Raw genomic sequence first — 26,600 nt, 5'->3', positions numbered from 1 at the left:
CCTGCGGAAACGGCGACGGCCGGGGCCCGAAGGCCCCGGCCGCCGGCCGGTCGTACGCGTGGTTCTCAGGCGCGCGGCTTCTCGCGCATCTCGAACGTCTCGATGACGTCGCCGACCTGGACGTTGTTGTAGCCGCCCAGCGTCAGACCACACTCGAAGCCCTCGCGGACCTCGGTCGCGTCGTCCTTGAACCGCTTCAAGGAGCTGATCGTGAGGTTGTCCGCCACGACCGCCCCGTCCCGCAGCAGCCGCGCCTTGGCGTTGCGGCGGATGAGGCCGGACCGGACGATACAGCCGGAGATGTTGCCGATCTTGGACGAGCGGAAGACGTCGCGGATCTCCGCGGTGCCCAGCTCGACCTCCTCGTACTCCGGCTTGAGCAGGCCCTTGAGCGCGGCGTCGATCTCCTCGATGGCCTGGTAGATGACGGTGTAGTACCGGATCTCCACGCCCTCGCGGTCGGCCATCTCGCGGACCTTGTTCGAGGCCCGCACGTTGAAGCCGATGATCGTGACCGCCTCGGACGAGGCGCTCGCGAGCATGACGTCGCTCTCGGTGATCGCGCCCACGCCCCGGTGGATGATCCGAAGCTGGACCTCCTCCGGGATGTCGAGGTTGAACAGCGCGTCCTCGAGCGCCTCCACGGAACCGGAGACGTCGCCCTTGAGCACCAGGTTGAGCGAGGTCTTCTCGCCCTCCTTGAGCTGCTCCATGAGCGTCTCGAGAGTGGCCCGGCCACGGGAGTTGGCGAACGACGCCGCCCGCCTCCGCGCCTGACGCTGCTCGGCGATCTGCCGCACGGTGCGGTCGTCCTCGGCGGCCAGGAAGGTGTCACCCGCACCCGGCACCGTGGTCAGACCCAGCACCATGACCGGACGCGCCGGACCGGCCGAATCGACCGGCTTGCCGTTCTCGTCCAGCATGGCCCGCACGCGGCCGTGCGCCCCACCGGCGACGATCGAGTCACCGGCACGCAGGGTGCCCTTCTGCACCAGCACGGTCGCCACCGCGCCACGGCCCTTGTCCAGGTGCGCCTCGATCGCGACACCCTGCGCCGGCCCGTCGATCGGAGCGGTCAGCTCCAGCGACGCGTCGGCGGTCAGCAGCACGGCCTCGAGCAGTTCCTCGATGCCGATGCCGGGCTTGGCCGCCACGTTGACGAACATGGTGTCGCCGCCGTACTCCTCGGCGACCAGGCCGTACTCGGTCAGCTGCTGGCGGACCTTGTCCGGGTTCGCCTCGGGCTTGTCGACCTTGTTGACCGCGACCACGATCGGCACGTCCGCCGCCTTGGCGTGGTTGAGCGCCTCGATGGTCTGCGGCATGACGCCGTCGTCGGCCGCGACCACCAGGATCACGATGTCCGTGACCTGGGCACCACGGGCACGCATGGCGGTGAACGCCTCGTGACCCGGGGTGTCGATGAACGTCACCGCGCGGTCCTCGCCCTCGTGCGGGACGTGGACCTGGTAGGCGCCGATGTGCTGGGTGATGCCACCCGCCTCGCCGGCCACCACGTTCGCCTTGCGGATCGCGTCGAGCAGCTTGGTCTTACCGTGGTCGACGTGACCCATGACGGTCACCACCGGCGCACGGCTGACCAGGCGGTCCGCCGCGACCTCGGCGTCGAGGTCGATGTTGAACTGCGCGAGCAGCTCGCGGTCCTCGTCCTCCGGGCTGACGATCTGCACGTCGAAGCCGAGGTGCTCACCCAGCAGCTGCAGGGTCTCGTCGGAGCACGACTGGGTCGCCGTCACCATCTCGCCCAGGTTGAACATCTCCTGGACCAGCGAACCCGGGTTGGCGTTGATCTTGTCGGCGAAGTCCGACAGCGAGGCGCCACGGGACAACCGGACGACCTGACCCTGACCGCGGGGCGCGCCCGAGGACATGGTCGGGGCCGACAGGTTGTCGAACTCCTGTCTGCGCTGCTTCTTGGACTTGCGACCGCGGGTCGGCCGGCCGCCCGGACGCCCGAAGGCACCCGCCGCGCCACCGCCACGGCCACGGCCGCCGCCGCCGGGACGGCCACCGCCGCCGACCGGACCACCCGGACGGAAACCACCGCCGGGAGCACCGCCACCGCCGCCGGGACCGCCGCGGTAGCCACCGCCACCGCCACCGCCACCACCGGGTCCGCCGCGGTAGCCACCGCCACCGCCGCCACCACCACCGGGTCCGCCGCGGTAGCCACCGCCACCGCCGCCGGGACCGCCGGGACGACCGGCGCCTCCACCGGGTCCGCCACGACCGCCACCGGGGCCGCCGGGGCGGCCGGTGGTCGGGCGCTGGCTCGGCATCGAGGCCGGGCTCGGCCGCGGCGGCATCGACGCCGGGCTGGGCCGCGGCGGCATGCCGGCCGGGCTGGGACGGGGACCGCCCGCACCGGCGGCCGGGGGCCGCTGCTGCTGGCCGCCCTGGATACCGAACGGGTTGTTACCGGCGCCGCGCGCCGGCGGACGACCGCCGGGACGGCCACCGGGGCCCTGACCCTGACCCGGACCGCCGGGACGACCGGCGGCCGGGGAACCCGGACGCGGCGGCATGGCGTTCGGGCCGGGCCGCGGACCGGGGCGGGGACCGCCCTCGGCCGGAGGCTCCCGGCGTACGGTCTCGCGCTGCTGCTGGCGGGCGGCCTGGGCGGCCTTGACCGCGGCCTCCTGCTCAGCCTTGAGCGCGGCGGCACGCGCTTCGGCGGCCGCCACTTCGATGTCGTGCGCGCTCGCCGGCTTGGCGACCGGGGTCGCCGGCTGCGGCGGGCCGGGGACCGGGCCCTTGGGCTTCGGTCCAGGGGTCGGCGCAGTCGGCCGCCGGGGCGGCATCGGCCTGGCCGAGACCCGGGGGGCACCCGGGGTCGGGGTGGACGTCGGGGTCGGTGCCGGGCCACTGGGCGCGGCAGCCGGCGGGCCGGCTGGCGCCGACGAACCGGCTACGAACGCGCTACGCAGCCGCCGGGCGACGGGCGCCTCGACGGTGCTGGACGCGGACTTCACGAACTCGCCCATTTCCTTGAGCTTGGCGAGAACGGTCTTACTTTCGACCCCGAGCTCCTTGGCAAGCTCGTGTACGCGGGCCTTTCCTGCCACTGCACTCCTCACTCCGAGGTCGTGCGGGCAGCACCCGCAGCGACCTCACTCCTGCACTTGAAGCCTGGTCATTTCAGGGACTTCATCGTGTGCTCATGTCGGTCGTCCTACCTTGCTAGCGACCCTCGACCGGTCGGGCTTGACCGGTCGTCGGGGGTTGCGCGTCGACGTGCTCCGCAAGCGCACCGTGGTCGGGAACCCCGGTGAGGCGCAGTGCCCGCCCGAAGGCGCGACGCCGCACCGCCTGCGCGAAGCAGGCCGGATCAGGGTGCATATTCGCTCCCCGACCCGGCAGTCTGCGGGCCGGATCGGGCCGGAGGCTGGTGTGACCAGCCTCGTCACCGATCGCGACGACCCGCAACAACTCGCTGGCCGGCGCTCGTTTCCGGCAGCCCACACAGGTGCGCTCCGGCATCGCGCGTCGTGCCACTGAGTAAGTCTACCCCTAGCCGCCGGAGATCGCGCCGCCCGGCTCCGGTACGTGATCAGCTCCGCCCCGGCTCTGCGGTGCCGCGGTCTCCGCGTCGGACCGGATGTCGATGCGCCAACCGGTCAGGCGTGCCGCGAGGCGGGCGTTCTGCCCTTCCCGGCCGATCGCGAGCGAGAGCTGGAAGTCCGGGACGGTCACCCGTGCGGCACGGGTGGCCAGGTCGACCACCTCGACCCGCAGCGCCTTGGCCGGCGACAACGCGTTGCCGACGAACGTCGCCGGGTCGTCCGACCAGTCAATGATGTCGATCTTCTCGCCGTGCAGTTCGCTCATCACGGCGCGGACCCGCTGGCCCATCGGACCGATGCAGGCGCCCTTGGCGTTGACGCCCGACGTGGTCGAGCGCACGGCGATCTTCGTACGGTGACCTGCCTCACGTGCGATCGCGCCGATCTCCACGGTGCCGTCGGCGATCTCCGGCACCTCCAGCGCGAACAGCTTCTTCACCAGCCCGGGATGCGAGCGGGACAGCGTGATCTGCGGGCCGCGCATGCCCTTGGCGACATGCACCACCACGCACCGGATCCGCTCGCCGTGCTCGTACCGCTCGCCGGGGACCTGCTCGGACTGGGGCAGGACACCCTCCAGCTTGCCCAGGTCGACGCTGACGATGCCCTTCTCCCGGCGGGTCTCGTGCGCCTGCACCACGCCGGTGACCAGGTCGCCGTCGCGGCCCACGTACTCGCCGAAGTGCACCTCGTCGGTGGCCTCCCGCAGCCGCTGGAGGATCACCTGCTTGGCGGTCATGGCGGCGATCCGCCCGAAGTCGTGCGGAGTGTCGTCCCACTCCCGGGTCACCGTGCCGTCGGCGTCCAGCTCCTGCGCGTAGACCGAGGCGGCCCCGCTCTTGCGGTCGATCTCCACCCGGGCGTGCGGCTCGGCGCCGTCGGTGTGCCGGTAGGCGGTCAGCAGCGCGGTCTCGATCGCCGCGAGGATCGTGTCGAACGGGATCTCCCGCTCGCGCTCCAGGGCGCGCAGCGCCGCGAGGTCGATGTTCACCTCTCCTCGTCCTCCAGATCTTCGTCGTCGTCGGTGTCGTCACCGAAGTCCTCGTCGGCCAGGTCGTCCAGGCGGTTGAACTCCACCTGGACCCGGCCGGGCCCGAGTTCGGCGTACGGGTGTTCGGCGGGGCCGGCATCGGTCTCCAGCACCACGCGTTCGTCGTCGGCGGCCGTGATCCGGCCGGTGAGCTGGCGGTCCCCCGCGTCGCCGCGGACGGTGACCTTGACCAGCCGCCCGGCGTTGCGCCGCCAGTGCCGGGGCAGGGTGAGCGGGCGGTCCACGCCGGGTGAGCTGACCTCCAGCTGGTACTCGCCGGCCACGATGTCGCCGCCGGCCTCCTCGGCCGCGTCCAGCGCCGCCGAGACCGCGCGGGAGACGTCCGCCACGGCGTCCAGGTTGATCCCGCCGTCGGCGTCCACGATCACCCGCACCACGTGCCGCCGGCCGGCGCGGGAGACGGAGAGATCCTCCAGGTCGTAACCGGCCGCCGTGACGACCGGTTCGATCACCTCGCGCAGCCGGTTGCGGCGGGCGGCGAGGTCGCCGCGGGGTGCGCCGCTCCGGTCCGTGCCGCGGGGCCCGTCGGACCGGCGGGGCCGCCCGGCGGGCCCCGTCGACCGGGTGGCACGGCCACGCTGCGTCATTGCGCGCACCTCTCCTGCTGTTGCCACGACCCGCGGGCCGTGTTGTCCTCGGCCGGTGCGGGCGATCGGCCCGCCATACCGGCGCGCCACCGGGGCGTCCGCGCCCGGTGGTTGCGCAGAGCGTAACGCTTGTGGCCGTCGACGGACCCGGCGGCGCACCGAGACCCTGCCCCACGAGGCGGCGCGGATGGTGTTGACTCTGTCAGGTGGGGATCGGCAGAACACCATCCGACCAGGTCAGAGCGGGGCATTCCCGGCGCTGGCTGCTGCGCGCCGGCGGGCTCGTGGCGCTCGGCGGCGCGGCAGCGCCGCTGACCGGTTGTGATCTTTTCGACCGTGACAAGGAGCCACCGGCACCGGACGCGCTGGAGCCGCTGGCCGCCGAGGCGCTCGCGCTGGAGGCCCGCTACCGGGCCGCCGCCACCGCCGCGCCGGCGCTGGCCGAGCGGCTCACCCCGATCGCCGACGCGCACCGGGCGCACGCCGAGGAGCTACGCCGCGTGATCGGCCGGCCGGCACCCTCCGGCACACCGGCGGCCGCCGGCTCGGCGAGCGCGCCCGCGCCCGACGCCGTGCTCACCGAGTTGCGCCGGGCCGAGCAGGAGGGCCGGACGAACGCGGCCAAGGCGTGCGCCGAGGCCCCGGCCGAGCGGGCCGCGCTGCTCGGCTCGATCGCCGCCGCGCGGGCGACCCACGTGGAGGCCCTGAAGTGAGCGAACGCACCGAGCGGAGCGAGGGCCGTGAGGCCATGCCCGACCGGCACGGCATGAGCGAACGCACCGAGCGGAGCGAGGGCCGTGAGGCCATGCCCGGGCGGCACAGCGTGAACCCGACAAGCGGCCCGGCCAACGCGCTCGCCGACGCGCTCGCCGCCGAGTACGCGGCGATCTGGGCGTACGGGGTGATCGGCGTGCACCTGACCGAGGCCGCGCGCACGGCGGCCCGCGCCGCCGAGGCGGCCCACCGGTCCCGCCGCGACGCGCTGCTGCTGCAACTCGCCGAGGGCTCCGGGCAGGTGCCCGCCGACCGCGCCGGGTACGCGCTGCCCTACCCGGTGACGGACCGGGCGAGCGCGCTGCGCCTGGCGGTGGAGATCGAGGAGCGGACGGCCGGGCACTGGCGGGCCGCGCTGCCGCACACCACCGGCGCGGACCGGAACACCGCGCTCGCCGCGCTCACCGACTGCGCGTTGCGCGCCACCCGCTGGCGGCGCACCGCTGGCGTGACGCCGGTCACCGTTCCGTTTCCGGGCCGCCCGGCCTGAGCGCGACGCCGGTCACCCGGTGGAGCCCTCCGGTTGCGTAGCGCATACCAGGTATGCATACTCGCGGTCATGTCCATCCGTCACGGCCTGCTCGCCCTGCTCGAACGCGGCCAGATGTACGGCTACCAGCTCCGTGCCGCGTTCGAGGAGTCCACCGGGTCGACCTGGCCGCTGAACATCGGACAGGTCTACACCACGCTGGCCCGGCTGGAACGTGACGGCCTGGTCCGTCCGCTGCCGGAGAACGAGAGCGGGCAGCGGCCGTACGAGATCACCGACGCCGGACGGGCGGACCTGGCGCTGTGGTTCGCCACGCCGATCAGCCGCGCCGACCGCCCTCGCGACGAGCTGTCCATCAAACTGGCGCTGGCGCTGACCACCCCCGGCGTCGACGTGCGGTCGGTGGTGCAGACCCAACGCACCGCCACCATGCGCGCGCTCCAGGAGTTCACCCGGTTGAAGTACACGAGCGACAAGCCGGAGGATCTACCCTGGCGGCTGGTGCTGGACGCGATGATCTTCCAGACCGAGGCCGAGGTGCGGTGGCTCGACCACTGCGAGACGAGCCTGGTCCGGCACCGCCCGGCGCCGATCCGGGCGGTCGACCACCCCGAGGCGGTGGACCGGGCCGGCGACGAAGCCCGCCGGTGACCCGGCACGGGAGGCGCTGATGAACCCGATCGACGGGGTGCTGGAGCTGCGGGACGTACGCCGGACCCACGGCGCCGGTGAGGCCGCCGTACACGCGCTGCGCGGCGTGAGTCTGACCGTGCGGGCCGGTGAGCTGGTGGCGGTGATGGGCCCCTCCGGGTCCGGCAAGTCCACGCTGCTGGCGCTGGCCGGCGGCCTGGACCGGCCCACCGGCGGCGAGGTGGTGGTCGAGGGCGAGGCGCTGGTCGGGCTGTCCGCCCGCGAGCTGGCCCGGCTGCGCCGCCGCCGGATCGGGTACGTCTTCCAGGACCTGAACCTGCTCGGCAGCCTCACCGCCGTGGAGAACGTGGCGCTGCCACTGGAACTGGACGGCGCCGGCGTACGGGCGGCCCGCCAGCTGGCGCTGGCCGCGCTGCGCGAGGTCGACCTCGAGGACCTGGCCGACCGCTTCCCGGACCAGATGTCGGGCGGCCAGCAGCAGCGGGTGGCGATCGCCCGGGCGCTCGTCGGCGAGCGCCGCCTGGTCCTCGCCGACGAACCGACCGGCGCGCTGGACTCCCAGACCGGCGAGGCGGTGCTGCACCTGCTGCGCCGACGGGTGGACGCCGGAGCAGCCGGGGTGCTGGTCACCCACGAGGCCCGGCACGCCGGCTGGGCGGACCGGGTGGTCTTCCTGCGCGACGGGGTGATGGTCGACTCGACCGCCCCGCTGATCGGCGTCGACCACCTGCTCAGCGGCAGCAGCCGGTGACCGGCGGCCGCCTCGCCGCCGTACGCGGTTCGTGGCGGACCGCGCTGCGGATCGCCCGCCGGGAGGCCCGGCGGTCCCGGCGGCGCACGCTGCTGGTGCTGGTGATGATCGCGCTGCCGGTGCTCGGCCTCAGCTTCGCCGCGGTCAGCTACGACATGGGTGATCTGACCCGCGCCGAGCGCATCGAGCGCCAGCTCGGCGGCGCCGACGTCGCCCTGCGCTGGGACAGCCTGACGCCGGTGACGCAGGACGCCTGGGGCGAGTCGGCCTGGCCGGTCCGGGGCGAATGGGTCGGCCGGACCCGTCCGGCGACCGCCGAGGAGGTGCGCGCGCTGCTGCCCGAGGGCAGCCGGCTGGCTCGCACGCGCTGGTGGATGACGTTCTCGACGCGGGTGGGTCGGCACGTCGAATCGATCGAGGCGCGCGCCGTGGACCTGACCGACCCGCTCACCCGGCCACTGGCCCGGGTACGCGACGGCCGGCCGCCGGTGCGCCCCGACGAGATCGCGGTCGGCCCGACGGCGCTGCGCCGGCTGGAGACCCGCATCGGCGACCCGGTACGCACCATCGACGGCACCACCTACCGGGTGGTCGGGGTGGTGGAGTACCCGGACAACCTCCGGGACGTGATCACGCTGCCCGGGGTGTCCCCGGAGGGCGCGGCCGGCAGCGACACCTGGCTGGTGGACCTGCCCGGCCCGCTGGACCCGGGGCTGGTCGACCGGCTGAACGCGCAGGGCGTCCAGGTCGTCGCCCGCGAACGGCTGCCCGGACGGGATGAGTTCTCCCGCGGCATGCGCGTACCGGACGCCGACGAGGCCGGCGTCGTCGGGGTGGTCGGTGGGCTGGGCCTGCTGGAGGTGGTGCTGCTGGTCGGCCCGGCCTTCGCGGTGAGCGTCCGGCGCCGGCGGCGCGACCTCGCGCTCGTCGCGGTGGCCGGTGGCGACGCCTCCCACCTGCGCCGGATCGTGCTCGCCGACGGGGTGGTGCTCGGCGCCGGCGGGGCTGCTCTCGGCCTGCTGCTCGGCATCGGTGCGGCGTTCGCCGGCCGGCCGCTCGTCGAGCAGTACGTGCTCGGGGAGCGCCTCGGGGCGTACCGGATCTTCCCGACCGCGCTGCTGGCGATCGCCGCGACGGCGGTGCTGGCCGGCGTGCTGGCGGCGATGGCCCCGGCCTGGACGGCGGCCCGGCAGGACGTGGCGACCGGCCTGGCCGGCCGGCGCGACGCGAGCCGGCCCCGCCGCCGCTGGCTGCTGATCGGCGTGGCGCTCACCGTCGCCGGAACCGCTCTCGCCGCGTACGCCGCCGGCCGCACCTCGCAGACCGGTGTGCTGGCCGGCGTCGCCCTGGGTGAGCTGGGGCTGGTGTTCTGCACCCCGACGCTGGTCGGGGTCCTGGGCCGGGCCGGCCGGCTGCTGCCGCTGACCCCCCGGCTCGCGTTGCGCGACGCCAGCCGCAACCGGTCGTCGGCCGCGCCCGCCATCTCGGCGGTGATGGCGGCGGTCGCCGGAAGCGTCGCCATCGGCGTCTATGTGGCGAGTGACGAGACCCGCTCCCGGGAACTCTGGCAGCCGGGCCTGCCGCCGGGGAACGTGCTGCTCACCCACTCGGGCGAGATCCCGGCGGACCCGCCGTCGGCCGACGTCGTCGCCACCCGGGCCCGGACGGTCCTGCCCGACGCCACTGTGACGCCCGTCGCGATCCCCGGCTGCGCCGGCACCGTCCGGGAGAAGGACGACTGCGCCGTGTACGCGGTCGTTCCGCCGGAGCAGCGCTGCCCGTACACGTCCTCCGACCCGGTCCCCGACTCGGCCCGGCGCGATCCGCGCTGCGTGAGCCCTTTCCAGGAGCCGGTCGACGTGTACCTGCCGGCGCTCGTGGACGACGGCGCCGCGCTGGCCGCGCTCACCGGCGCGGCCGCCGGCGAGCTGGCCGCCGCGCGCCGGACGCTCGCCGCCGGCGGTGTCGTGGTCACCGACGCCCGGCGGGTGGTGGACGGGCAGGTCCGGGTGGAGGTCAACTACAACTCCGGCGGCCCGCCCACCGGACGTCTCCTGCCCGGGTACGCGCTGCGCGGCGGTCTCAGCGTCGACCGGCTGGTGCTCTCCCCCGCCGCCGCCGACGCGCTCGGCCTGTCCGCCGTACCGTTGGGCTACCTGTTGGACACCGCCGGCTCGCCTGCCGACGACCGGCAGATGGAGAGGCTGACCGACGAGCTGTACGACATCGGGCCCATGTCGGCGCAGGTGGCGACCGCCGACCCGCCGTCGGACCAGCGTCCGATGCTGCTCCTGCTGGCCGTGGCCTCCGGGGTGATCACGCTGGGCGCCGCCGCGGTCGCCACCGGCCTCGCCGCGGCCGAGGGCCGCCGGGACCTGTCCACGCTCGCGGCTGTGGGCGCCGATCCGCGGGTACGCCGCCTGCTGTCGCTCTGCCAGGCCGGGGTCATCGCGGTGCTCGGCTCCGCGCTGGGCATCGTCGCCGGGCTCGGCTCCGCCGTGGTCGTCCTGGCCGCGCTCAACCAGCGGTACGCGGAGTCCTGGCCGGTGCAGCCGCCGTACCCGGTGACAGTGCCCGGTGTCACGCTCGCCGCGCTGGTCGTGGTGCCGCTGGTGGCGATGGGCGGTGCGGCGCTGTTCACCCGGTCCCGCCTGCCGATCGAACGCCGGCTCGACTGACTGACCGTCCGAGGGATGACGGGGCACGGCGCGGGCGGCACACTTGTCGGATGTCAGCCCTGGGAACCCTCACCCGCCGCCTCGGTCACCAGCGTTGGTTCGGCGCCACCATGCGCCTGCTCGTCCCCGCCGACCGCCTGGTCGGCCGGATGACGAAGGGGCGCGTGGTCGCCTTCGGGCTCGTGCCCACGCTGGTGCTCACCTCCACCGGCCGCCGCTCCGGCAAGCCCCGCAGCAACCCCCTGGTGTACGTCCCCGACGGCGACGCCTACGTGGTGATCGGCTCGAACTGGGGGCAGCAGCACCAGCCGTCCTGGACGTTCAACCTGATGGCCCACCCGGGCGCCGAGGTGGACGTCAGGGGCCGCCGGATCCCGGTCACCGCCGAGCAGGTCACCGGCGAGGAACGGGAACGGCTGTTCCAGCGGCTGGTGCAGGAGTGGCCCGCGTACCGCACGTACGTCGAGCGCGCCGGTGGCCGCGAGATCCGCGTGTTCCGCCTGGTCCAGAACGCCTGAGCGTCCTCGCCGGCCACAGCCGTGCACAATCCGACATCCGCGCCGCCGGGGCCACCCGCCCCGATCTGGCTAGGGTTGCCGCAGGCGACCTGTCGGACGGAGGTGCACCGTGGCTGTCGGCGTGAACGCCGAGCGGCGTCTGGACGATCCACGGTGGCAGGTGGCCGAGCGGGTCGGTGACGCCGTCCTGCGGCGGTTCCCGGCCGACGTGCTGGCGGTCGCCGTACACGGTCCGCTCGCGCACGGCGACGACGACGGCGGCGGGGACCGCGAGGTCGGCCTGCTGGTCGTCACCTACCGGCCGGGCGCCGGGCCGCCGGCCGCCACCCGGCGGGTGGACGGGGTGCTCGTCGACCTCACGGTGGCCGGGGCGGACGACTACCTGCGCCGGGCGACGACGATCACGTCCCGCTGGCCGCTGACCGCGGACCGCTACGTCACCACCCGTGCCCTGCACGATCCGACCGGCTGGCTGCGGAAGCTGCGCGACGAGCACCTGGCGCGCCTGGCACGCGCCCGGCCGGCCGAGTTCAGCGGCGCGGCGCGGCAGGCGTGGTACCGGGGCAGCGCGGCGCACGCGCGGGCGTTGCGGCTGGCCGAGTGGTACGAGACGGACCAGGCGCTGCTCATGCTCGGCGAGGCGCGGCTGTCCGCCGCAACAGTGCAGGGGTTGTTCAGCCGCACCTACTTCCGCGACCCGGGGGACGCGGTGCGCCGTACCGGGCTGGCCGGGGCGGACATGACAGAGGTGGGCGCGGCGCTGACCCGCCAGGCCGAGGAACTGGCGGCCCGGGGCCGCCCGGTCGACGGCACCATCGACGACCTGCTGTCCGGCTGACGACCTGCGGACGGCTGGCGGCCGACGGCTGGCGGTCGCGGACGGTTTACCGTCAGCCGATGCCGCCGCCGACGCCGATCAGCGCGCCGATCAGGTAGGTGGCGCCGGCCGCCAGCGCGCCGAGCAGCAGCTGCCGCAGGCCGCTGGTCCACCAGGGCCGGTAGGTGAACCGGGCCACGATCGCGCCGGCCACGAAGAGCCCCACGCCGCCGACGGCGAGCGCCAGCCAGAGGCTGGTGAAGCCGAGCAGGTACGGCAGCAGCGGCACAAGGGCGCCGATGGAGAAGCAGACGAACGACGAGATCGCGGCCGCCCACGGGCTGGGCTGGTCGTCGGGGTCGACGCCCAGCTCCTCCCGTACGTGCACCCGCAGCGCCTCCTCCGGGTTGGCGCGTACCGCCTCGGCGACCTGCGTCGCCAGGTCCCGGGGCAGTCCACGGGCGACCCAGGCGTCGGCCAGTTCCCGTGCCTCCGCCTCCGGGTGGCGTTCCAGCTCGCGCCGTTCCTTGGCCACCTCCGCGGCGACCTGCTCGTTCGCCGACCGGACGCTCGTGTACTCGCCGAGGCCCATCGAGATGGCACCGGCCACCAGGCCGGCCGTGCCGGTCAGCACCACGCTGCGCGGGGACACCCCACCGCCGCCCACACCGGCGATCAGGGCGATGTTGGTGACCAGCCCGTCCATGGCGCCGAAGACCGCCGGCCGCAGCCAGCCGCCGGAGACGTCCGCGTGGTGCGCCTCGCGCAGCGCCGCCGGGGTGTCGGTCACGGCAGCGTCAGGATCTCGTAGCCGTCCTCGGTCACGACGACGGTGTGCTCGAACTGGGCCGTCCACCTGCGGTCCTTGGTCACCACGGTCCAGCCGTCGTCCCACATGTCGTACTGGTAGGTGCCGAGCGTGATCATCGGCTCGACGGTGAACGTCATCCCGGGCTCCATCACGTCGGTGGGGCGCGGGCTGTCGTAGTGCGGCACGTAGAGGCCACTGTGGAACGCCTCGCCGATGCCGTGCCCGGTGAAGTCGCGGACCACGCCGTAGCCGAAGCGCTTCGCGTACGACTCGATCACCCGGCCGATGACGTTGATCTGCCGCCCCGGCGCGATGGCCTTGATACCCCGCATCATCGCCGCGTGGGTCCGCTCGACCAGCAGGCGGGCCTCCTCGCTCACCTCGCCCACGCAGAACGTGGCGTCGGTGTCGCCGTGCACGCCGTTCAGGTACGCGGTGACGTCGACGTTGATGATGTCGCCGTCCTGGAGCACGGTGGTGTCGGGGATGCCGTGGCAGATCACCTCGTTGAGGCTGGTGCAGCACGACTTGGGGAAGCCCCGGTAGCCGAGCGTCGACGGGTAGGCGCCGTGGTCGCAGAGGAACTCGTGCACCACCTTGTCGATCTCGTCGGTGGTCACCCCGGGCTTGCAGTGTTCACCGGCGAGCTGGGTGGCCTGGGCGGCGAGACGCCCCGCCACGCGCATCTTCTCGATGGTCTCCGGCGTCTGCACGTGCGAGCCGCGCCACTCCTGCGGGCGCTTCTTACCCACGTACTCCGGGCGCGGGATGTGGGCGGGGACCGCTCGCCACGGGGAGAGCGTGCCGGGGGTCAGCGGCGCACGGACGGTCATGTTCCAAGCCTATCGCCGGGGGCGGTGTGCCCCCCGCCACAGGCCCGCCGGGCAGGTTGTTGCCGTGCCGCAAACGCTGTGCCATTGTTGCTCCGTGGATCAAGGGGGCGCGGCGCCCGTCTTCTCCGTGACCGCCCAGGTCGACGGCGACCAACTGCGCGTCCAGGTGACCGGCGAGGTCGACATGGCGACCGCCGACACCATGTTCCAGACCGCGCTCCGCGAGCCCGCCAAGCGGCTCACGCTCGACCTGCGGGCGGTCACCTTCTTCGACTCGGCCGCCATCCACGCGGTGGTCCGGCTCGCCCAGCGGTTCCCGGACGCGCTCACCGTGCTGCCGTCCCCGCAGGTCCGGCGCGTGCTGGACATCTCCGGCCTCGGCGAACAGGACTGGCTCGCCCGGCCCTGACGGCGCGGAACCTGTCCGGATTCCGGAGGCGTACTCGCCCGGTCCGGCCATTCCGGTAACGACCGCGGTGGATTCTCACGGCCGTCGAGGTCACGGGCGCGAACTGTTCGGGTGAACGCGGTCGGGCACCGGACAGTAAACGATCTTTGCGGGCCGAGGGCTGTGTGGCAGCGTCGGTGATCGCCTCCGCGGGGCGCGGGGGCACATCATCTGGGAGCGCATCACCATGACCGCACCGCATAACCCTGGCTCGTACCCGCCACCGCCCGGTCCTCCGGGCTCCTATCCCCCGCCGCCCGGTCCCCCCGGGGTGTATCCGCCACCGCCCGGTCAGCCCGGCTTCGGACCGCCGCCGAAGAAGAAGTGGCTCATGCCGGTACTCATCGGTGTCGCCGTCGTGGTGGTGTTCTGCTGCGGTGGACCGGCCCTGCTCGCCCTGACCGGCGACGAGAAGAGCCCCGGCGCGGCCGGCAACGGCGCTCCCGTCGCCCCCGCCGCTGACGGCGCCGGGCTGGCCCCGACCTCCGCTCCCACCTCGGCCGCCGCGCCGCCGCCGGTCAAGAGCGAGAAGCCCGCCGACGCGCCGAAGGCCTACCGGATCGGCGACAAGGTACGCGGCGGCGACTTCGAGTTCACCGCACACAGCATCAAGTGCGGCATCGCCAAGGTCGGCAGCGACTTCCTGAACAAGAAGGCCCAGGGAAGCTTCTGCCGGGTCGTCCTGACCGCGAAGAACGTCACCAAGAAGGCGAAGCTGTTCCACGCCGACGGCACCGTCAGCGCCCTCGACGCGACCGGCCGGGAGTACGAGGCCGACGGCGAGGCCGCGATCTACGGCAACGAGAGCGGCGAGGGTTTCCTCGACGAGATCAACCCGGGGAACGCAGTGAAGGCGAACGTCTACTTCGACGTACCGAAGGGAACGAAGCTCGTGAAGCTGGTGTTCGACGCCGGGCTCTTCACCCTCGCGGAGGACGCGGAAGTCACCCTCTAGGTGCCGCTGCGCCGCCGCGCCGGTGTCAGTCGGCCAGCCGGCGGCGCAGCGTCATCTCGGTGCCGTTCGCGGTACGGCTCACGGTCATCTCCGCGAGCGCCTGGATCAGCGTCAGCCCGCGTCCCCGGAAACTCGACCCGCTCGACTCCCGCCAGCGCCCGCTGTCCCGGATGGTCGCGGTGACCGTACGATCGGCGATCGTCACCTCGACCTCGATCGTCGGGTCCACCGGGTCGACCGGGTGCTCGATCGCGTTCGCCGCCGCCTCGGAGACCGCCACCGTCAGGTCGAACAGGTCGGTCTCGCCGACCTGGTGGGCGACGAGGAAGTCCTCCAGCCGCTTGCGGAGCACGCTGAGCCGGGTCGGGTCGGCGGGCAGGCGCAGCGCGAACCGGTTCAACTCGGTCGCCTCCAGCGCGAGCACCGCCACGTCGTCGTGCCGGGACCGCTCGGCGACCCGTGCCATGACGGCGTCGACCAGGTCCGCCACGTGCCCGGCGCGCCCCGTCGCGTCCGCCCGCAACTGGCTCAGCCCGGCGTCGATGCCCGCGGACCGGTCCTCGATCAGGCCGTCCGTGTAGAGCAGGAGCCGGCTGCCCGGGGCGAGTTCTCCCTCGGCGGCCGGGTAGACGGCGCCGGGAATGGCCCCGATCGGCGGTCCGAGGGCCCGATCGTGCAGGAACGCCACGTCGTCACCTCGGATCAGCAGCGGTGAGGGATGGCCCGCGCTGGCGTACCGGATCCGGCCGGTGCGCGGGGAGAAGCCGAGACAGACCACAGTGGCGAAGGAGCCGCTGCCGGCGGAGTGGACCAGCCGGTTGAGCCGGGTCAGCGCCTCGCCCGGGTCGTAGCCCTCCAGGACGTACGCCCGCAACGCGTTGCGGAGCTGGCCCATCGCCGCGGCGGCCCGCACGCCCTTGCCCACCACGTCACCGATGACCAGCACCACGTCGTCGTCGGCGGTGGCCATCACGTCGTACCAGTCGCCGCCGACCTCCACGTCGGCGCTGCCGGGCAGATAACGGCTGGCCACCAGCGCGCCGGGCAACTGCGGCAGCGTACGCGGCAGCAGGCTGTGCTGGAGCGTGGTGGCGATGTGGTGCTCGGCCTCGTAGAGCTGGGCGTTCTCCAGCCGTACGCCGATCAACCGGGCCAGTTCGGTGAGCGCCGCCTCCTCGGTGCCGCCACCCTCCCGGCGCCACACGCGCAGCTCGCCGAGCTGCCCGCCGGAGGTGCCGGTGAGCGGCAGCACCAGAGTCGGCTCGGTGGGCAGGTCACCGCCGGCGTCCTCCTCGTGGCGGGCCCCGGTGGCGGTGACCCGGACCCGTCCGGCCTCGGCCAGGCGCAGCGCGTGCCGGGCGGCCACCCGGACCACCTCGGCGGTGGAACGGGCGCTGTTGATCTCCACGACGGCGTCGGCGAGTGCCCGTAGCCGGCGGATGATCTGCCCGCGCAACTGGCCCAGTTCGACGTTGGCCCGGACCCGGGCGACCAGCTCCTGGCTGGAGAAGGGCTTGGTCAGGTAGTCGTCGGCGCCGGTGGAGAGACCGGCGACCTCCTCGGCGGCGCCGGCCCGCGCGGAGAGCAGCACGATCGGCACGTGCCGGGTGGCCGGCTCGGCCCGCAGCGCGGCGACCAGCCCGAAGCCGTCCAGCCGGGGCATCATCACGTCGGTCAGCACCAGGTCGAACGGGGTCTCGACGGCCAGCCGCAGCGCCTCCACGCCGTCCGGCACGGCCACCACCTCGTACGCCGGGGAGAGCAGCCGGACGACGTGCTCGCGCAGGTCGGGGTTGTCGTCGGCGAACAGGATCCGGCCGGACCCGCCCGGTGAGCCGGACGCCTCCGGCAGTCCGGTGGGCCGGGCGACCTCGTCGGTCCAGAGCGCCGTCTCGGCCACGTACAGGCGGGCCTGCTCCGATTCGCTCAGCGGAACCGGGGAGAGCGCGGCCACCCGGTCGGCGGGCAGGTGTGCGTACCCGAAGGGCATGGTCACCGTGAACGTCGTGCCCCGGTCGACGACGCTGTGCGCGCTCACCGTGCCGCCGTGCATCTCGACCAGCTCGCGGACCAGGGCGAGCCCGATGCCGGTGCCCTCGTGGGTACGCGAGCGGGCGCCGGCCACCCGGTGGAACCGCTCGAAGACCTGCGGCAGCTCCTCCGGCGCGACGCCGACGCCGGTGTCGGTCACCTCCAGGACGGCGGCCCCGTCGGCGGCGCGCGTCCGGACCCGGATCTCGCCGTCGAAGGTGAACTTGACCGCGTTCGACACCAGGTTGAGGACGATCTTCTCCCACATGTCCCGGTCGACGTAGACCGGCGCGGGCAGCGGCGGACAGTCCACCACCAGGCGCAGCCCGGCCCGCTCGGTGGCCGAGCGGAACGTGCTGGCCAGCCGGGAGGTGTAGTCGGACAGGTCGGTGGGCTGGTAGCGCGCGGCCAGCCGGCCGGACTCCAGCCGGGAGAAGTCGAGCACCGTGTTGACCAGCTTGAGCAGGCGCAGCCCGTTGCGGTGCATGACGGTGAGCCGGTCGAGGTACCGCTCGGGCAGCTCCCGGTCCGCGAGCATCTCCTCCAGCGGCCCCAGCACCAGCGTCAGCGGGGTACGGAACTCGTGGCTGACGTTGGCGAAGAAGCTGGTCTTGGCACGGTCCAGCGCGGCCAGCTCGGCGGCTCGCGCGCGTTCCTGCTCGTGCGCCCGCTGCTTGCCCACCGCCCGGGAGACCTGCGCGGCGACCAGGTCGACGAAGTCGCGGTAGTCGTCGGTGAACGGCAGCCGTCGGGACACGCCGAGCAGCAGCACGCCGGCCGGCTCGTTGGTGGCGGTCAGCGGCAGCAGGAGCGCCTGATCGGCGGCGTCCGGCGGCACCGCGCCAGGCAGGTCGGCGGTGGCGATCCAGCGTGCCTCGGTGAGCGGCTCGCCCTCGGGAAGGCCGGGCGGCGGGCCGGTGACGGTGGCCGGGTCCACGCCCGAACAGCCGCCCGGCACGAGCGTCCCGTGCTCGCCGGGAAACCACAGCGCGCTGAACGGCACGTCGGCGCGATGGGCGTCGAGCACCCGGGTGACGGCCCGGCCCAGTTCGAGCAGGCCCGGCACGTCGCCCAGCTCGTTGCCCAGCTCGGCGAGGGCACGCAGCCGGCGCTCGCCGAGCACCCGTCCGGTGGTCTCGTTGACGAAGCAGAACACGCCGCCGACGGTGCCGTCGGCACTGCGGACCGGGTCGTACGAGATGTCGAAGTAGACGTCCTCCAGGAAGCCGTGCCGGTTCAGCACGAAGGGGTGGTTCTCGCCCCGGTAGGCCACGCCGGTGCGGCGTACGCCGTCCAGCAGCGGTCCGAGCACGTCCCAGGTCTCCGCCCAGTACCGGCGCGCCGACTGGCCGATCACGGCCGGGTGCTTGTCGCCGATGGTCGGCCGGTAGGCGTCGTTGTAGAAGGCGAGGTGCTCATCGCCCCAGAAGACGACGATCTGGGCGCGGGACGACAGCATGGTGCTCACCGCGTGGGAGAGCGCGGCGGGCCAGCGGTCCGGGCTGCCGAGGGCGGTGGTCGACCAGTCGAAACCGCGCAGCCGTTCGCCCATCTCGCCACCGGCGGCGAACGCCGCGGCCAGCAGCGGCGAAAGTGACGCCTCGCCGGCCGCCGGGAACGTCCGACCGTCGTCCCCGCCCCGCTGGGCCGAGCCCATGCAGCCTCCCGCTCCGGCCATGATCACGACGGTCGGCGCTGCTACGCCGACCGTCCCCGCCTACTACCCCGACGGACGAGCAACGTAACGCACTCGCCCTGGTAGACGCTGCTTACCTCCGCCACATCCTGGCGTAACCGGCGTGCCGGGGCGAGTCGGGCGCTCCTCGCCGGTCGACCGGACCGCCGATTCGGCTTTCCTGACCTACGAAACGCCGGTGTGTGATCTGGCCGACGTCGCGGCCCGGACCAGCGCGGCCACCGGCAGCGGGTCGGCCTCGTTCTCCGGGTGCCACTGCACACCGAGCACGAAGCGCCGCGCCGGGTCCTCCACCGCCTCGACCACGCCGTCGTCGGCCCAGCCGGTGACCGCCAGGCCGCCGGGGTCGGCCACCGCCTGATGGTGGTACGAGTTGACCCGGTCCACCCCGGCCATCACCCGCCCGGCCCGGCTGTCGGCGGCGAAGCGCACCGGGTGCGACCCGTACACGCCCGGCGCGGGACGGTGCCCGCCGTGCCCGACCACGTCCGGCAGGTGCTGGTGCAGCACGCCGCCGTACGCCACCGCGAGCAGCTGCATCCCCCGGCACACGCCCAGGACCGGCAGGTCGGCGGCGAGCGCGGCGGTCAGCAGCGTCACTTCGCCGGCGTCGCGGTCCGGCCGGCTCTCGGTACGCGGGTCCGGCGGCTCGCCGTACCGCTCCGGGCCGACGTCCGCGCCACCGGCCAGCAGCAGCCCGTCCAGCAGCCCCAGCACGTCGGCGTCGGCGTCGTCAGGGGGCAGCACGACGGCCCGGCCGCCCGCCGCGGTGACCGCCCGGACGTACGCGTGCGGCACGAGCGTCGCCGGCACGTCCCGCCACACGGCCCAGCCGGCCGGCTCGACGTACGCGGTGATGCCGATGACCGGCCTTCTCCGAACGCTCATAGGGGAGTGACGTACGCGCCGGTGATGCCGCCGTCGACGACGAACTGCGCGGCGGTCATGAACGAGGCGTCGTCGCTGGCGAGGAACGCCACCGCGGCGGCGATCTCGGCAGGGTCGCCGAACCGGCCCATCGGCACGTGCACCAGCCGCCGGGCGGCCCGCTCCGGGTCCTTGGCGAACAGCTCCAGCAGCAGCGGCGTGGCGACCGGCCCGGGGCACAGCGCGTTGACCCGGATGCCCTCGCGGGCGAACTGGACGCCCAGCTCCCGGGTCATCGCCAGCACCCCGCCCTTGCTCGCCGTGTACGCGATCTGCGAGGTGGCCGCGCCCATCAGCGCCACGAACGACGCGGTGTTGATGATCGAGCCCTTGCCCTGCCGGCGCATGTGCGGGATGACGTACTTGCAGCACAGGTAGACGCTCGTGGTGTTGACCCGCAGCACCCGCTCCCAGGCGTCCAGGCCGGTCTCCAGGATGGAGTCGTCGTCCGGCGGCGAGATCCCGGCGTTGTGGAACGACACGTCCACCCGTCCGTGCCGCTCGACCACCCCGTCGAACAGGTCGCGGACGGCCGTCTCGTCGGCCACGTCGGCGGCCACGAACTCACCACCCACCTCCTGCGCCGCCCGGGTGCCGGCGTCGGCGTCGATGTCCACGCAGACCACCCGCGCGCCCTCGGCGGCGAAGCGCCGTACGGTGGCCAGCCCGATGCCGCTGCCCGCGCCGGTCACCACTGCCACCCGCTCGGAAAGCCGTCCCTGCACTGTGATCACTCCTCGGTGCCGATGAACACGTTCTTGACGTCGGTGAAGGCGTGCAGCGCGTCCGGACCCAGCTCCCGGCCCAGGCCGGACCGTTTCATCCCGCCGAACGGGGTCCAGTAGCGCACCGAGGAGTGCGAGTTGACGCTGAGGTTGCCGGACTCGACGGCGCGGGCCACCCGCACCGCGCGCCCGACGTCCCGGGTCCAGATCGAGCCGGAGAGCCCGTACTCGGTGTCGTTGGCGAGCCGGATCGCGTCCGCCTCGTCGTCGAACGGCAGCACCGAGACGACAGGGCCGAAGACCTCCTCCCGCCAGTGCCGGTCCGCCGGGGAGCCGGCGAGCAGCACCGTCGGGGCGTACCAGAAGCCGGGGCCGTCGGGACACGAGCCGGTGAAGGCCACGTCCGCGCCGTCGACGTAGCCGGCGACCCGGTCCCGGTGCGCGGCGGAGATCAGCGGGCCCATCTCGGCGGTCTCCCGCGCCGGGTCCTCCACCCGCAGCGCCCGTACGGCCGGTTCGAGCAGTTCCAGGAACCTGTCGTACACCTGGCGCTGGACGAGGATCCGGGAGCGGGCGCAGCAGTCCTGGCCGGCGTTGTCGAAGACCGCGTACGGCGCGGTGGCCGCCGCCTTCTCCAGGTCCGCGTCGGCGAAGACGATGTTCGCCGACTTGCCGCCCAGCTCCAGCGTCACCCGCTTCACCTGGGTGGCGCAGCCGGCCATGATCCGGGTGCCGATCTCGGTCGAGCCGGTGAAGCAGATCTTGCGGACCGCCGGGTGGGTGACGAACCGTTCGCCGACCACGCTGCCCCGGCCGGGCAGCACGGTGAACACGCCGTCGGGCAGGCCGGCGTCGCGGGCCAGTTCGGCCAGGCGCAGCGCGGTCAGCGGGGTCAGCTCGGCGGGCTTGAGCACCACCGTGTTGCCGGCGGCGAGCGCCGGGGCGAATCCCCAGCCGGCGATCGGCATCGGGAAGTTCCACGGCACGATCACGCCGACCACGCCCAGCGGTTCGTGGAACGTGACGTCGAGCCCGCCGGGCACCGGGATCTGGTGCCCGGTCAGCCGTTCCGGGGCGCCCGCGTAGTAGTCGAGCACGTCGCGGACGTTGCCCGCCTCCCAGCGCGCGTTGCCGATGGTGTGCCCGGCGTTGCGCACCTCCAGCCGCGCCAGCTCCTCCAGGTGCGCGTCGACCTGGGCGGCGAACCGCCGCAGCAGCCGCGCCCGGTCCCCCGGCGCCACCCGACGCCACGACTCGAACGCGGCACCCGCCCGCGCGACAGCCGCATCCACGTCCCCCACCGAGCACCCCGGAACGACCCCGATCCCGGCCCCGTCGACAGGCGAGATCACCTCACCCACGCGTCCCCCTCCGCTCGCTTCGGCGATCTTGCAGTTGGTGCCCCGGCGAAAGCCGCATAACGCCCGCGTCGAGGGCCGCAAGTGCAAGATCGGCGTCGACAGCGGGGCGCGAGGACGGGCCGGCGGGGTCAGAGGCGTTCGAAGCCACGGGTCAGCTCCCAGTCCGTCACCGCGGCGTCGAAGGCGGTCAGCTCGACCTTCGCCTGGTTGGCGTAGTGGGCGGCCACCTCGTCGCCGAACGCCTCCCGGGCCACCTCGGAACGCTGCCACAGGTCGAGCGCGTCGCGCAGCGTGGTGGGCACCCGCTCGGCGTCCGGGTCGTCGTACGCGTTGCCGGTGCACTCGTCCGCCAGCTCCAGCTCGTTCTCGATGCCGTGCACCGCCCCGGCCACCAGCGCGGCGATCGCCAGGTACGGGTTGACGTCCGCACCCGGCACCCGGTTCTCCACCCGCATCCCCTGCCCGTGCCCGACCAGCCGCAACGCGCAGGTGCGGTTGTCGGTGCCCCAGCGCAGCGCGGTCGGCGCGAACGAGCCGGGCTGGTAGCGCTTGTAGGAGTTGATGTTCGGCGCGAAGAACAGGCTGAACTCGCGCATGGTGGCGAGCAGCCCGGCCAGCACCCGCTGCCCGGTGACGCTCAGGTGCGCCGGCCCGTCCCCCAGCATCGCCGACGAGCCGGAGGCGTCGCGCAGCGAGAAGTGGATGTGGCAGGAGTTGCCCTCCCGCTCGTTCGGCTTGGCCATGAACGTGATCGACATGCCCTCCTGGGCGGCGATCTCCTTCGCGCCGTTCTTGTAGATGACGTGGTGGTCGGCGCAGCGCACCGCCTCGTCGTACCGGAACGCGATCTCGTGCTGGCCGAGGTTGCACTCGCCCTTCGCGCTCTCCGGGGTGAGCCCGGCGCCGGCCATCTCGGTGCGGATGCGGCGCAGCAGCGGCTCGACCCGGGCGGTGCCGAGCAGCGAGTAGTCCACGTTGTACTGGTTGGCCGGGGTCAGGTCGCGGTAGCCGCGCCGCCACGCCTCCTCGTACGAGTCGCGGTAGAGCACGAACTCCAGCTCGGTGCCGGCGTACGCGGTCAGCCCGTGCGCGGCCAGCCGGTCGAGCTGCTTGCGCAGGATCTGCCGGGGCGAGGCGACCACCGGGCCGGAGCCGTCCAGCCACTCCAGGTCGGCCAGCAGCAGCGCGGACCCGGGCTGCCAGGGCGTCCGGCGCAGCGTGTCCAGGTCGGGGCGCATGGCGAAGTCGCCGTAGCCGCGTTCCCAGCTCGACATCGCGTACCCGTCGACGGTGTTCATGTCGACGTCCACGGCGAGCAGGTAGTTGCAGCCCTCGCTGCCGTTCGCGACGACCTGGTCGAGGAAGTAGGGCGCGTGGAACCGCTTGCCCTGCAGTCGGCCCTGCATGTCGGTGAGGGCGAGCACCACCGTGTCGATCTCACCCTCGGTGACGGCGACCCGCAACTGTTCCAGCGAGAGCGGCGTTTGCTTCATCAGGGGCCTCCATCACCAAGGTCTACTGGCAAACCGGATCACCGTCAATGCCCCGGCGGGGCCGGTGGCGAAACCGAGGAGCACACATGCGTCGTCGTACCGTCGCGGTCGTCGCCGCCGTCCTCGCGATCGTGCTCGCCGTGACCGACGCCCACGCGGGCGACCGGCCCACCGGCGAGCGACCCGCGGACGGCCCGGACCGGCCGGTCCCCGCGGGCGCGCAGCAGCGCCCGGTCGCGCTCGACCTGCGCGGCTTCGACGGGCGTGCCGGCTGGTCCGGCTACGACCTGACCCGCCCCCGCGTCGTCGCGACCGGGCTGGAGGCGCCGTGGGGGCTGGACTTCCTGCCCGACGGCAGCGCCCTGGTCGCGCAGCGGGACCGGGGGACGATCCTGCGCGTACGCCCGGGACGCCCGGCCCGGCAGGTGGCCCGGATCGCCGACGTGGCCGCGGGCGGCGAGGCGGGCCTGCTCGGGCTCGCGGTCTCCCCCGGGTACCGCCGCGACAGGTGGGTCTACGCCGCCTACACCACCGCGACCGACATCCGGATCGTCCGGTTCCGCCTCGGCTCGTCCCGGGCGCCGCAGGTGCTGGTGAGCGGCATCGCCCGCAGCGCCGTGCACGACGGTGGCCGGATCGCGTTCGGCCCCGACGGCATGCTGTACGCCGGGATCGGCGACGCCGGGATGGCCACCCGCGCACAGGACCTGACCAGCCGCAACGGCAAGATCCTGCGCATCCGCCCGGACGGCGGCGTGCCGCCGGGCAACCCGTTCCCCGGCTCGCTCGTCTACAGCTACGGCCATCGCAACGTGCAGGGCCTCGCCTGGGACCGGCAGGGGCGGCTGTTCGCCACCGAGTTCGGGCAGAGCACCTGGGACGAGGTGAACCGGATCGTGCCCGGCGGCAACTACGGCTGGCCGCTCGTCGAGGGCGTCGCCGGTGACCCCCGGTTCCGCGACCCGGTCGTCGTCTGGCCGCCCGCGCAGGCGTCCCCGAGCGGCGCCGCGTTCACCAGGGGCATGCTCTACGTCGCCGCGCTGCGGGGCGCCCGGCTCTGGGCGGTGCCCGTCGACCCCGCCGGCCGCGTGGGCGTACCGGTGGCGGAGCTGGCCGGCACCTACGGCCGCCTGCGTACCGTCGAGGTGGCGCCGGACGGCGCGCTTTGGGTGGCGACCAGCAACCGCGACGGCCGCGGCACCCCGGCGGCCGGCGACGACCGCATCCTCCGCTTCCCGCTCACCCACCGCCGCCCCACGATCTGACCCCGGAGGTACGCGGACAGCCGGCAGCGTCAGATCGGCTGGACCCAGGCGGATCGCCACTGCGGGGACGGGTCCGCTCCGAGGCTCGTCCAGTACTCCCGGCCCTCGACGATCCGCCCGTCGCGCACCGTCCAGAACGAGGCCACGCGGTGCACGCCCATCTCCTCGTGCGGCACCTCCACCTCGGACACCACCGTGTCGCCCGCCGCCACCACCCGCAGCACCCGGATCGACCAGCCCTCCGGGTACTCGGCGTTGACCTTCACGTAGTTGCCGCGGCCCACGATCCGCTCGGCGCTGACCGGCCACTCCACCACCACGTCGTCGGCCAGCACCTCGCCGACGCCGGTCCAGTCCCGGGCCTGCATGCGATCCCACAACGCGCGTACCACCGCTTCCGAGTCCATCGCCGGATCATGGCAGGACCCACCGACAGCTACGACGGCTCGGCGGGCTCGGGTTCGGGCTCGGCCTGGTCGACGGTGCGGCGCGGGCCGGTGAACCACTTGCGGGCCGAGGCGTACCACCAGATGCCGACGCCGAGCAGCACGCCACCGATCGCTATCGGCGCGTAGTTCACAGCCGTCCAGCTGAAGTCGGGGTTGCCGGGCACACCCGCAGGGACGATCGGCAGCACGAAGTAGACCGAGATGACGGCGATCTCGACCACCGCGATCCAGCCGAGCAGCTTGTAGCGCCGGCCGAGCGTCCACGGGCCCGGGGTGAACCGGTCGCCCATCCGCAGCCGCAGGAAGATCGGGATGATGAAGGACAGGTACAACCCGATCACCGCGACCGACACCACCGCGTAGAACGCGACCGGGATGCCGCCGCGCTGGTAGAGCGCGGGCAGCGTGAGCACCAGCCCGGCCAGCGTCGCTCCGATGATGGCGTTGACGGGCGTGCCGTTGCGGTTGACCTTCGACCACAGCCGCCAGCCGGGCACCGCCCGGTCCCGGCTGAACGCGTACGCCATCCGCGACATCGAGGTCACGCAGCTCATGCCGCAGAAGAACTGCCCGATGGTGGAGATGATGATGACGGCCTTGAAGAAGAACGGCGTCAGCGCGCTCTCGAAGATCGCCCCGGAGAAGCCACCCGCCTCGTTGATCGCGTCCACGTCGGTGGCCGCGAACAGGAACGCGAGCAGCAGGATCCAGCCGCCCACCGCCGAGTAGAAGATCGACCGCCACAGACCCTGTGCGGCGGCCTTGGAGGCACCCCGGGTCTCCTCGGAGACGTGCGCGCAGGCGTCGAAGCCGGTGATCGTGTACTGCGTGAGCAGGAAGCCCAGCGGCAGCACGTAGAACCAGAACGCCAGCCCGCCGGTGTCGCCGTCACCGAAGCCGGAGTTGTTGAACCGTTCGGTGAACACGAACTGGAAGCTCTGGTGGTTGTCCGGGACCAGGACCAGGATCAGCACCACGGCGGCCGCGCCGGCCACGTGCCACCAGACCGAGACGTTCTGGAGTACGTCGATGATGCGGTGCCCGTAGATGTTGATCAGCCCGTGCAGCGCGAGGATCACCACGAACAGTCCGAACGTCTGGTGCCCGGTGCCGGCCCAGCCGTCGAACAGCGCCGACAGCGTCAGGTTGAGGAACGTGGCGCAGCCGTAGTCGACCGACGCGGTCACCGCGACCAGCCCGATCAGGTTGAGCCAGCCGGTGAACCAGCCGTGCACCGGCCGGCCCATGGTCGCCGCCCACCAGTAGATCCCGCCCGCCGTCGGGTACGCCGACACCAGCTCGGCCAGGCAGAAGCCGATGATCAGGATGAACAGCGAGATCAGCGGCCAGCCCCAGGAGATCGCCACCGGGCCGCCGTTGTTCCACGCCTGGCCGAACGTGGTGAAGCAGCCGGCCAGGATCGAGATGATGGAGAACGAGATCGCGAAGTTGGAGAAGCCGCTCCACTTGCGGCGCAGCTCCTGTTTGTAGCCGAGTTCAGCGAGTCGTCGGGCGTCGTCGTCCATCGGCTGCTCGGCGGTCGGCGCGGGCGTCGTGGCCACTGCACACCTCCTCGAGGCGATGCTCGTGCGAGTGCTCGCAGTGTGCTCCCGGCCGATCAAGGTGGTCAATACGTGTGCCGGTAATTGCGTTGTCGCCGGATCCCACCCGGGGCATCATTGTGGGCGTGACCAGGCCCGACCCG

General features: G+C 73.4%; 22 protein-coding genes and 1 pseudogene. 10 read left to right on the top strand and 13 right to left on the bottom strand.

Annotated elements, in window-relative coordinates; translation table 11 throughout:
* Positions 1 to 65 precede the first annotated feature (65 nt).
* The 4 genes and pseudogenes from infB to rimP all read right to left on the bottom strand — a co-directional run bounded on the left by infB (position 66) and on the right by rimP (position 5,222).
* The gene (gene infB / locus GA0070562_RS11650) at positions 66 to 3,086 is read right to left on the bottom strand and encodes a translation initiation factor IF-2 (protein WP_091419729.1); all 3,021 of its coding nucleotides are present in this window, start codon (positions 3,084 to 3,086) and stop codon (positions 66 to 68) included.
* A 93-nt stretch (positions 3,087 to 3,179) separates the two neighbouring features.
* Positions 3,180 to 3,516, bottom strand: a pseudogene (locus GA0070562_RS11645) (YlxR family protein).
* A gap of 15 nt (positions 3,517 to 3,531) precedes the next feature.
* Entirely contained in the window at positions 3,532 to 4,575 is a 1,044-nt protein-coding gene (gene nusA / locus GA0070562_RS11640; RefSeq protein ID WP_091419728.1) for a transcription termination factor NusA, read from the bottom strand.
* The gene (gene rimP / locus GA0070562_RS11635) at positions 4,572 to 5,222 is read right to left on the bottom strand and encodes a ribosome maturation factor RimP (protein ID WP_018785889.1); all 651 of its coding nucleotides are present in this window, start codon (positions 5,220 to 5,222) and stop codon (positions 4,572 to 4,574) included. Before rimP ends, nusA begins: the two co-directional genes overlap by 4 nt.
* Positions 5,223 to 5,485: 263 nt before the next feature.
* Between rimP and GA0070562_RS11630 the strand changes: the two genes are divergently transcribed.
* The 7 genes from GA0070562_RS11630 (at position 5,486) to GA0070562_RS11600 (ending at position 11,922) form a co-directional block, all read left to right on the top strand.
* Positions 5,486 to 5,935, top strand: coding sequence for a hypothetical protein (locus GA0070562_RS11630; protein ID WP_175438724.1), 450 nt, complete (start codon positions 5,486 to 5,488; stop codon positions 5,933 to 5,935).
* A 92-nt stretch (positions 5,936 to 6,027) separates the two neighbouring features.
* Positions 6,028 to 6,486: a ferritin-like domain-containing protein gene (locus tag GA0070562_RS11625; protein ID WP_091420233.1), complete on the top strand. Its 459-nt coding sequence runs from the start codon at positions 6,028 to 6,030 to the stop codon at positions 6,484 to 6,486.
* Positions 6,487 to 6,555: 69 nt separating this feature from the next.
* Positions 6,556 to 7,137 carry a PadR family transcriptional regulator gene (locus GA0070562_RS11620; RefSeq protein WP_013284661.1) on the top strand — a complete coding sequence of 194 codons (582 nt, stop codon included), beginning with the start codon at positions 6,556 to 6,558 and terminating at the stop codon, positions 7,135 to 7,137.
* Positions 7,138 to 7,156: 19 nt separating this feature from the next.
* Entirely contained in the window at positions 7,157 to 7,888 is a 732-nt protein-coding gene (locus GA0070562_RS11615; protein WP_091419727.1) for an ABC transporter ATP-binding protein, read from the top strand.
* The gene (locus tag GA0070562_RS11610) at positions 7,885 to 10,566 is read left to right on the top strand and encodes an ABC transporter permease (protein WP_091419725.1); all 2,682 of its coding nucleotides are present in this window, start codon (positions 7,885 to 7,887) and stop codon (positions 10,564 to 10,566) included. The genes GA0070562_RS11615 and GA0070562_RS11610 overlap by 4 nt, the downstream gene beginning before the upstream one ends.
* A 50-nt stretch (positions 10,567 to 10,616) precedes the next feature.
* Positions 10,617 to 11,084, top strand: a complete 468-nt coding sequence (locus GA0070562_RS11605; protein WP_091419723.1) for a nitroreductase family deazaflavin-dependent oxidoreductase — start codon at positions 10,617 to 10,619, stop codon at positions 11,082 to 11,084.
* Between the two features lie 109 nt (positions 11,085 to 11,193).
* The gene (locus GA0070562_RS11600) at positions 11,194 to 11,922 is read left to right on the top strand and encodes a hypothetical protein (protein ID WP_091419721.1); all 729 of its coding nucleotides are present in this window, start codon (positions 11,194 to 11,196) and stop codon (positions 11,920 to 11,922) included.
* A gap of 52 nt (positions 11,923 to 11,974) precedes the next feature.
* Here the strand turns inward: GA0070562_RS11600 and GA0070562_RS11595 are convergent, their stop codons facing one another.
* Together GA0070562_RS11595 and map are read right to left on the bottom strand one after the other, a co-directional pair.
* A complete protein-coding gene (locus GA0070562_RS11595) occupies positions 11,975 to 12,691 on the bottom strand; it encodes a VIT1/CCC1 transporter family protein (RefSeq protein WP_091419719.1) in 717 nt (238 codons plus the stop codon).
* Positions 12,688 to 13,545 carry a type I methionyl aminopeptidase gene (gene map, locus GA0070562_RS11590; RefSeq protein ID WP_091419716.1) on the bottom strand — a complete coding sequence of 286 codons (858 nt, stop codon included), beginning with the start codon at positions 13,543 to 13,545 and terminating at the stop codon, positions 12,688 to 12,690. Before map ends, GA0070562_RS11595 begins: the two co-directional genes overlap by 4 nt.
* A gap of 94 nt (positions 13,546 to 13,639) precedes the next feature.
* Here map and GA0070562_RS11585 point away from each other — a divergent pair, with 94 nt between their 5' ends.
* Both GA0070562_RS11585 and GA0070562_RS11580 read left to right on the top strand, forming a co-directional pair.
* The gene (locus GA0070562_RS11585) at positions 13,640 to 13,954 is read left to right on the top strand and encodes an STAS domain-containing protein (protein WP_225853427.1); all 315 of its coding nucleotides are present in this window, start codon (positions 13,640 to 13,642) and stop codon (positions 13,952 to 13,954) included.
* Positions 13,955 to 14,324: 370 nt separating this feature from the next.
* On the top strand, positions 14,325 to 14,948 hold the full coding sequence (locus tag GA0070562_RS11580; RefSeq protein ID WP_091419711.1) for a DUF4352 domain-containing protein: 624 nt from the start codon (positions 14,325 to 14,327) through the stop codon (positions 14,946 to 14,948).
* Between the two features lie 25 nt (positions 14,949 to 14,973).
* Here the strand turns inward: GA0070562_RS11580 and GA0070562_RS11575 are convergent, their stop codons facing one another.
* The 5 genes from GA0070562_RS11575 to GA0070562_RS11555 all read right to left on the bottom strand — a co-directional run bounded on the left by GA0070562_RS11575 (position 14,974) and on the right by GA0070562_RS11555 (position 23,181).
* Positions 14,974 to 18,636 (bottom strand): SpoIIE family protein phosphatase, encoded by a 3,663-nt coding sequence (locus tag GA0070562_RS11575; RefSeq protein WP_091419708.1) that lies wholly within the window; start codon positions 18,634 to 18,636, stop codon positions 14,974 to 14,976.
* 204 nt (positions 18,637 to 18,840) lie between these two features.
* Complete coding sequence (locus tag GA0070562_RS11570; protein WP_091419706.1) at positions 18,841 to 19,563, bottom strand: gamma-glutamyl-gamma-aminobutyrate hydrolase family protein; 723 nt, start codon at positions 19,561 to 19,563, stop codon at positions 18,841 to 18,843.
* A complete protein-coding gene (locus GA0070562_RS11565) occupies positions 19,560 to 20,327 on the bottom strand; it encodes a 3-oxoacyl-ACP reductase (protein ID WP_091420230.1) in 768 nt (255 codons plus the stop codon). Before GA0070562_RS11565 ends, GA0070562_RS11570 begins: the two co-directional genes overlap by 4 nt.
* 5 nt (positions 20,328 to 20,332) lie before the next feature.
* Entirely contained in the window at positions 20,333 to 21,688 is a 1,356-nt protein-coding gene (locus tag GA0070562_RS11560) for an aldehyde dehydrogenase family protein (protein WP_091419704.1), read from the bottom strand.
* Positions 21,689 to 21,816: 128 nt separating this feature from the next.
* Positions 21,817 to 23,181, bottom strand: a complete 1,365-nt coding sequence (locus tag GA0070562_RS11555; RefSeq protein WP_091419701.1) for a glutamine synthetase family protein — start codon at positions 23,179 to 23,181, stop codon at positions 21,817 to 21,819.
* Positions 23,182 to 23,267: 86 nt separating this feature from the next.
* Here GA0070562_RS11555 and GA0070562_RS11550 point away from each other — a divergent pair, with 86 nt between their 5' ends.
* On the top strand, positions 23,268 to 24,446 hold the full coding sequence (locus GA0070562_RS11550) for a PQQ-dependent sugar dehydrogenase (protein ID WP_091419699.1): 1,179 nt from the start codon (positions 23,268 to 23,270) through the stop codon (positions 24,444 to 24,446).
* A gap of 29 nt (positions 24,447 to 24,475) precedes the next feature.
* On the opposite strand, the gene GA0070562_RS11545 is transcribed toward GA0070562_RS11550, so the two are convergent.
* Together GA0070562_RS11545 and GA0070562_RS11540 are read right to left on the bottom strand one after the other, a co-directional pair.
* Positions 24,476 to 24,853, bottom strand: a complete 378-nt coding sequence (locus GA0070562_RS11545; protein WP_091419696.1) for a nuclear transport factor 2 family protein — start codon at positions 24,851 to 24,853, stop codon at positions 24,476 to 24,478.
* A gap of 29 nt (positions 24,854 to 24,882) precedes the next feature.
* The gene (locus GA0070562_RS11540; RefSeq protein WP_091419694.1) at positions 24,883 to 26,457 is read right to left on the bottom strand and encodes an amino acid permease; all 1,575 of its coding nucleotides are present in this window, start codon (positions 26,455 to 26,457) and stop codon (positions 24,883 to 24,885) included.
* Positions 26,458 to 26,600: the final 143 nt, after the last annotated feature.

The sequence above is a fragment of the Micromonospora tulbaghiae genome, from assembly GCF_900091605.1.
GTDB classification, from domain to species: Bacteria; Actinomycetota; Actinomycetes; order Mycobacteriales; family Micromonosporaceae; genus Micromonospora; species Micromonospora tulbaghiae.
This window is presented reverse-complemented; position numbering and strand designations above follow the sequence as displayed.

Bases quoted from the DNA above. Each gene is read 5' to 3' on its own strand.
- rimP (WP_018785889.1), bottom strand. From the start codon at position 5,222: ATGACGCAGCGTGGCCGTGCCACCCGGTCGACGGGGCCCGCCGGGCGG.
- GA0070562_RS11625 (WP_091420233.1), top strand. From the start codon at position 6,028: ATGCCCGGGCGGCACAGCGTGAACCCGACAAGCGGCCCGGCCAACGCG.
- GA0070562_RS11620 (WP_013284661.1), top strand. From the start codon at position 6,556: ATGTCCATCCGTCACGGCCTGCTCGCCCTGCTCGAACGCGGCCAGATG.
- GA0070562_RS11615 (WP_091419727.1), top strand. From the start codon at position 7,157: ATGAACCCGATCGACGGGGTGCTGGAGCTGCGGGACGTACGCCGGACC.
- GA0070562_RS11605 (WP_091419723.1), top strand. From the start codon at position 10,617: ATGTCAGCCCTGGGAACCCTCACCCGCCGCCTCGGTCACCAGCGTTGG.
- map (WP_091419716.1), bottom strand. From the start codon at position 13,545: ATGACCGTCCGTGCGCCGCTGACCCCCGGCACGCTCTCCCCGTGGCGA.
- GA0070562_RS11580 (WP_091419711.1), top strand. From the start codon at position 14,325: ATGCCGGTACTCATCGGTGTCGCCGTCGTGGTGGTGTTCTGCTGCGGT.
- GA0070562_RS11575 (WP_091419708.1), bottom strand. From the start codon at position 18,636: ATGGGCTCGGCCCAGCGGGGCGGGGACGACGGTCGGACGTTCCCGGCG.
- GA0070562_RS11570 (WP_091419706.1), bottom strand. From the start codon at position 19,563: ATGAGCGTTCGGAGAAGGCCGGTCATCGGCATCACCGCGTACGTCGAG.
- GA0070562_RS11555 (WP_091419701.1), bottom strand. From the start codon at position 23,181: ATGAAGCAAACGCCGCTCTCGCTGGAACAGTTGCGGGTCGCCGTCACC.
- GA0070562_RS11550 (WP_091419699.1), top strand. From the start codon at position 23,268: ATGCGTCGTCGTACCGTCGCGGTCGTCGCCGCCGTCCTCGCGATCGTG.
- GA0070562_RS11545 (WP_091419696.1), bottom strand. From the start codon at position 24,853: ATGGACTCGGAAGCGGTGGTACGCGCGTTGTGGGATCGCATGCAGGCC.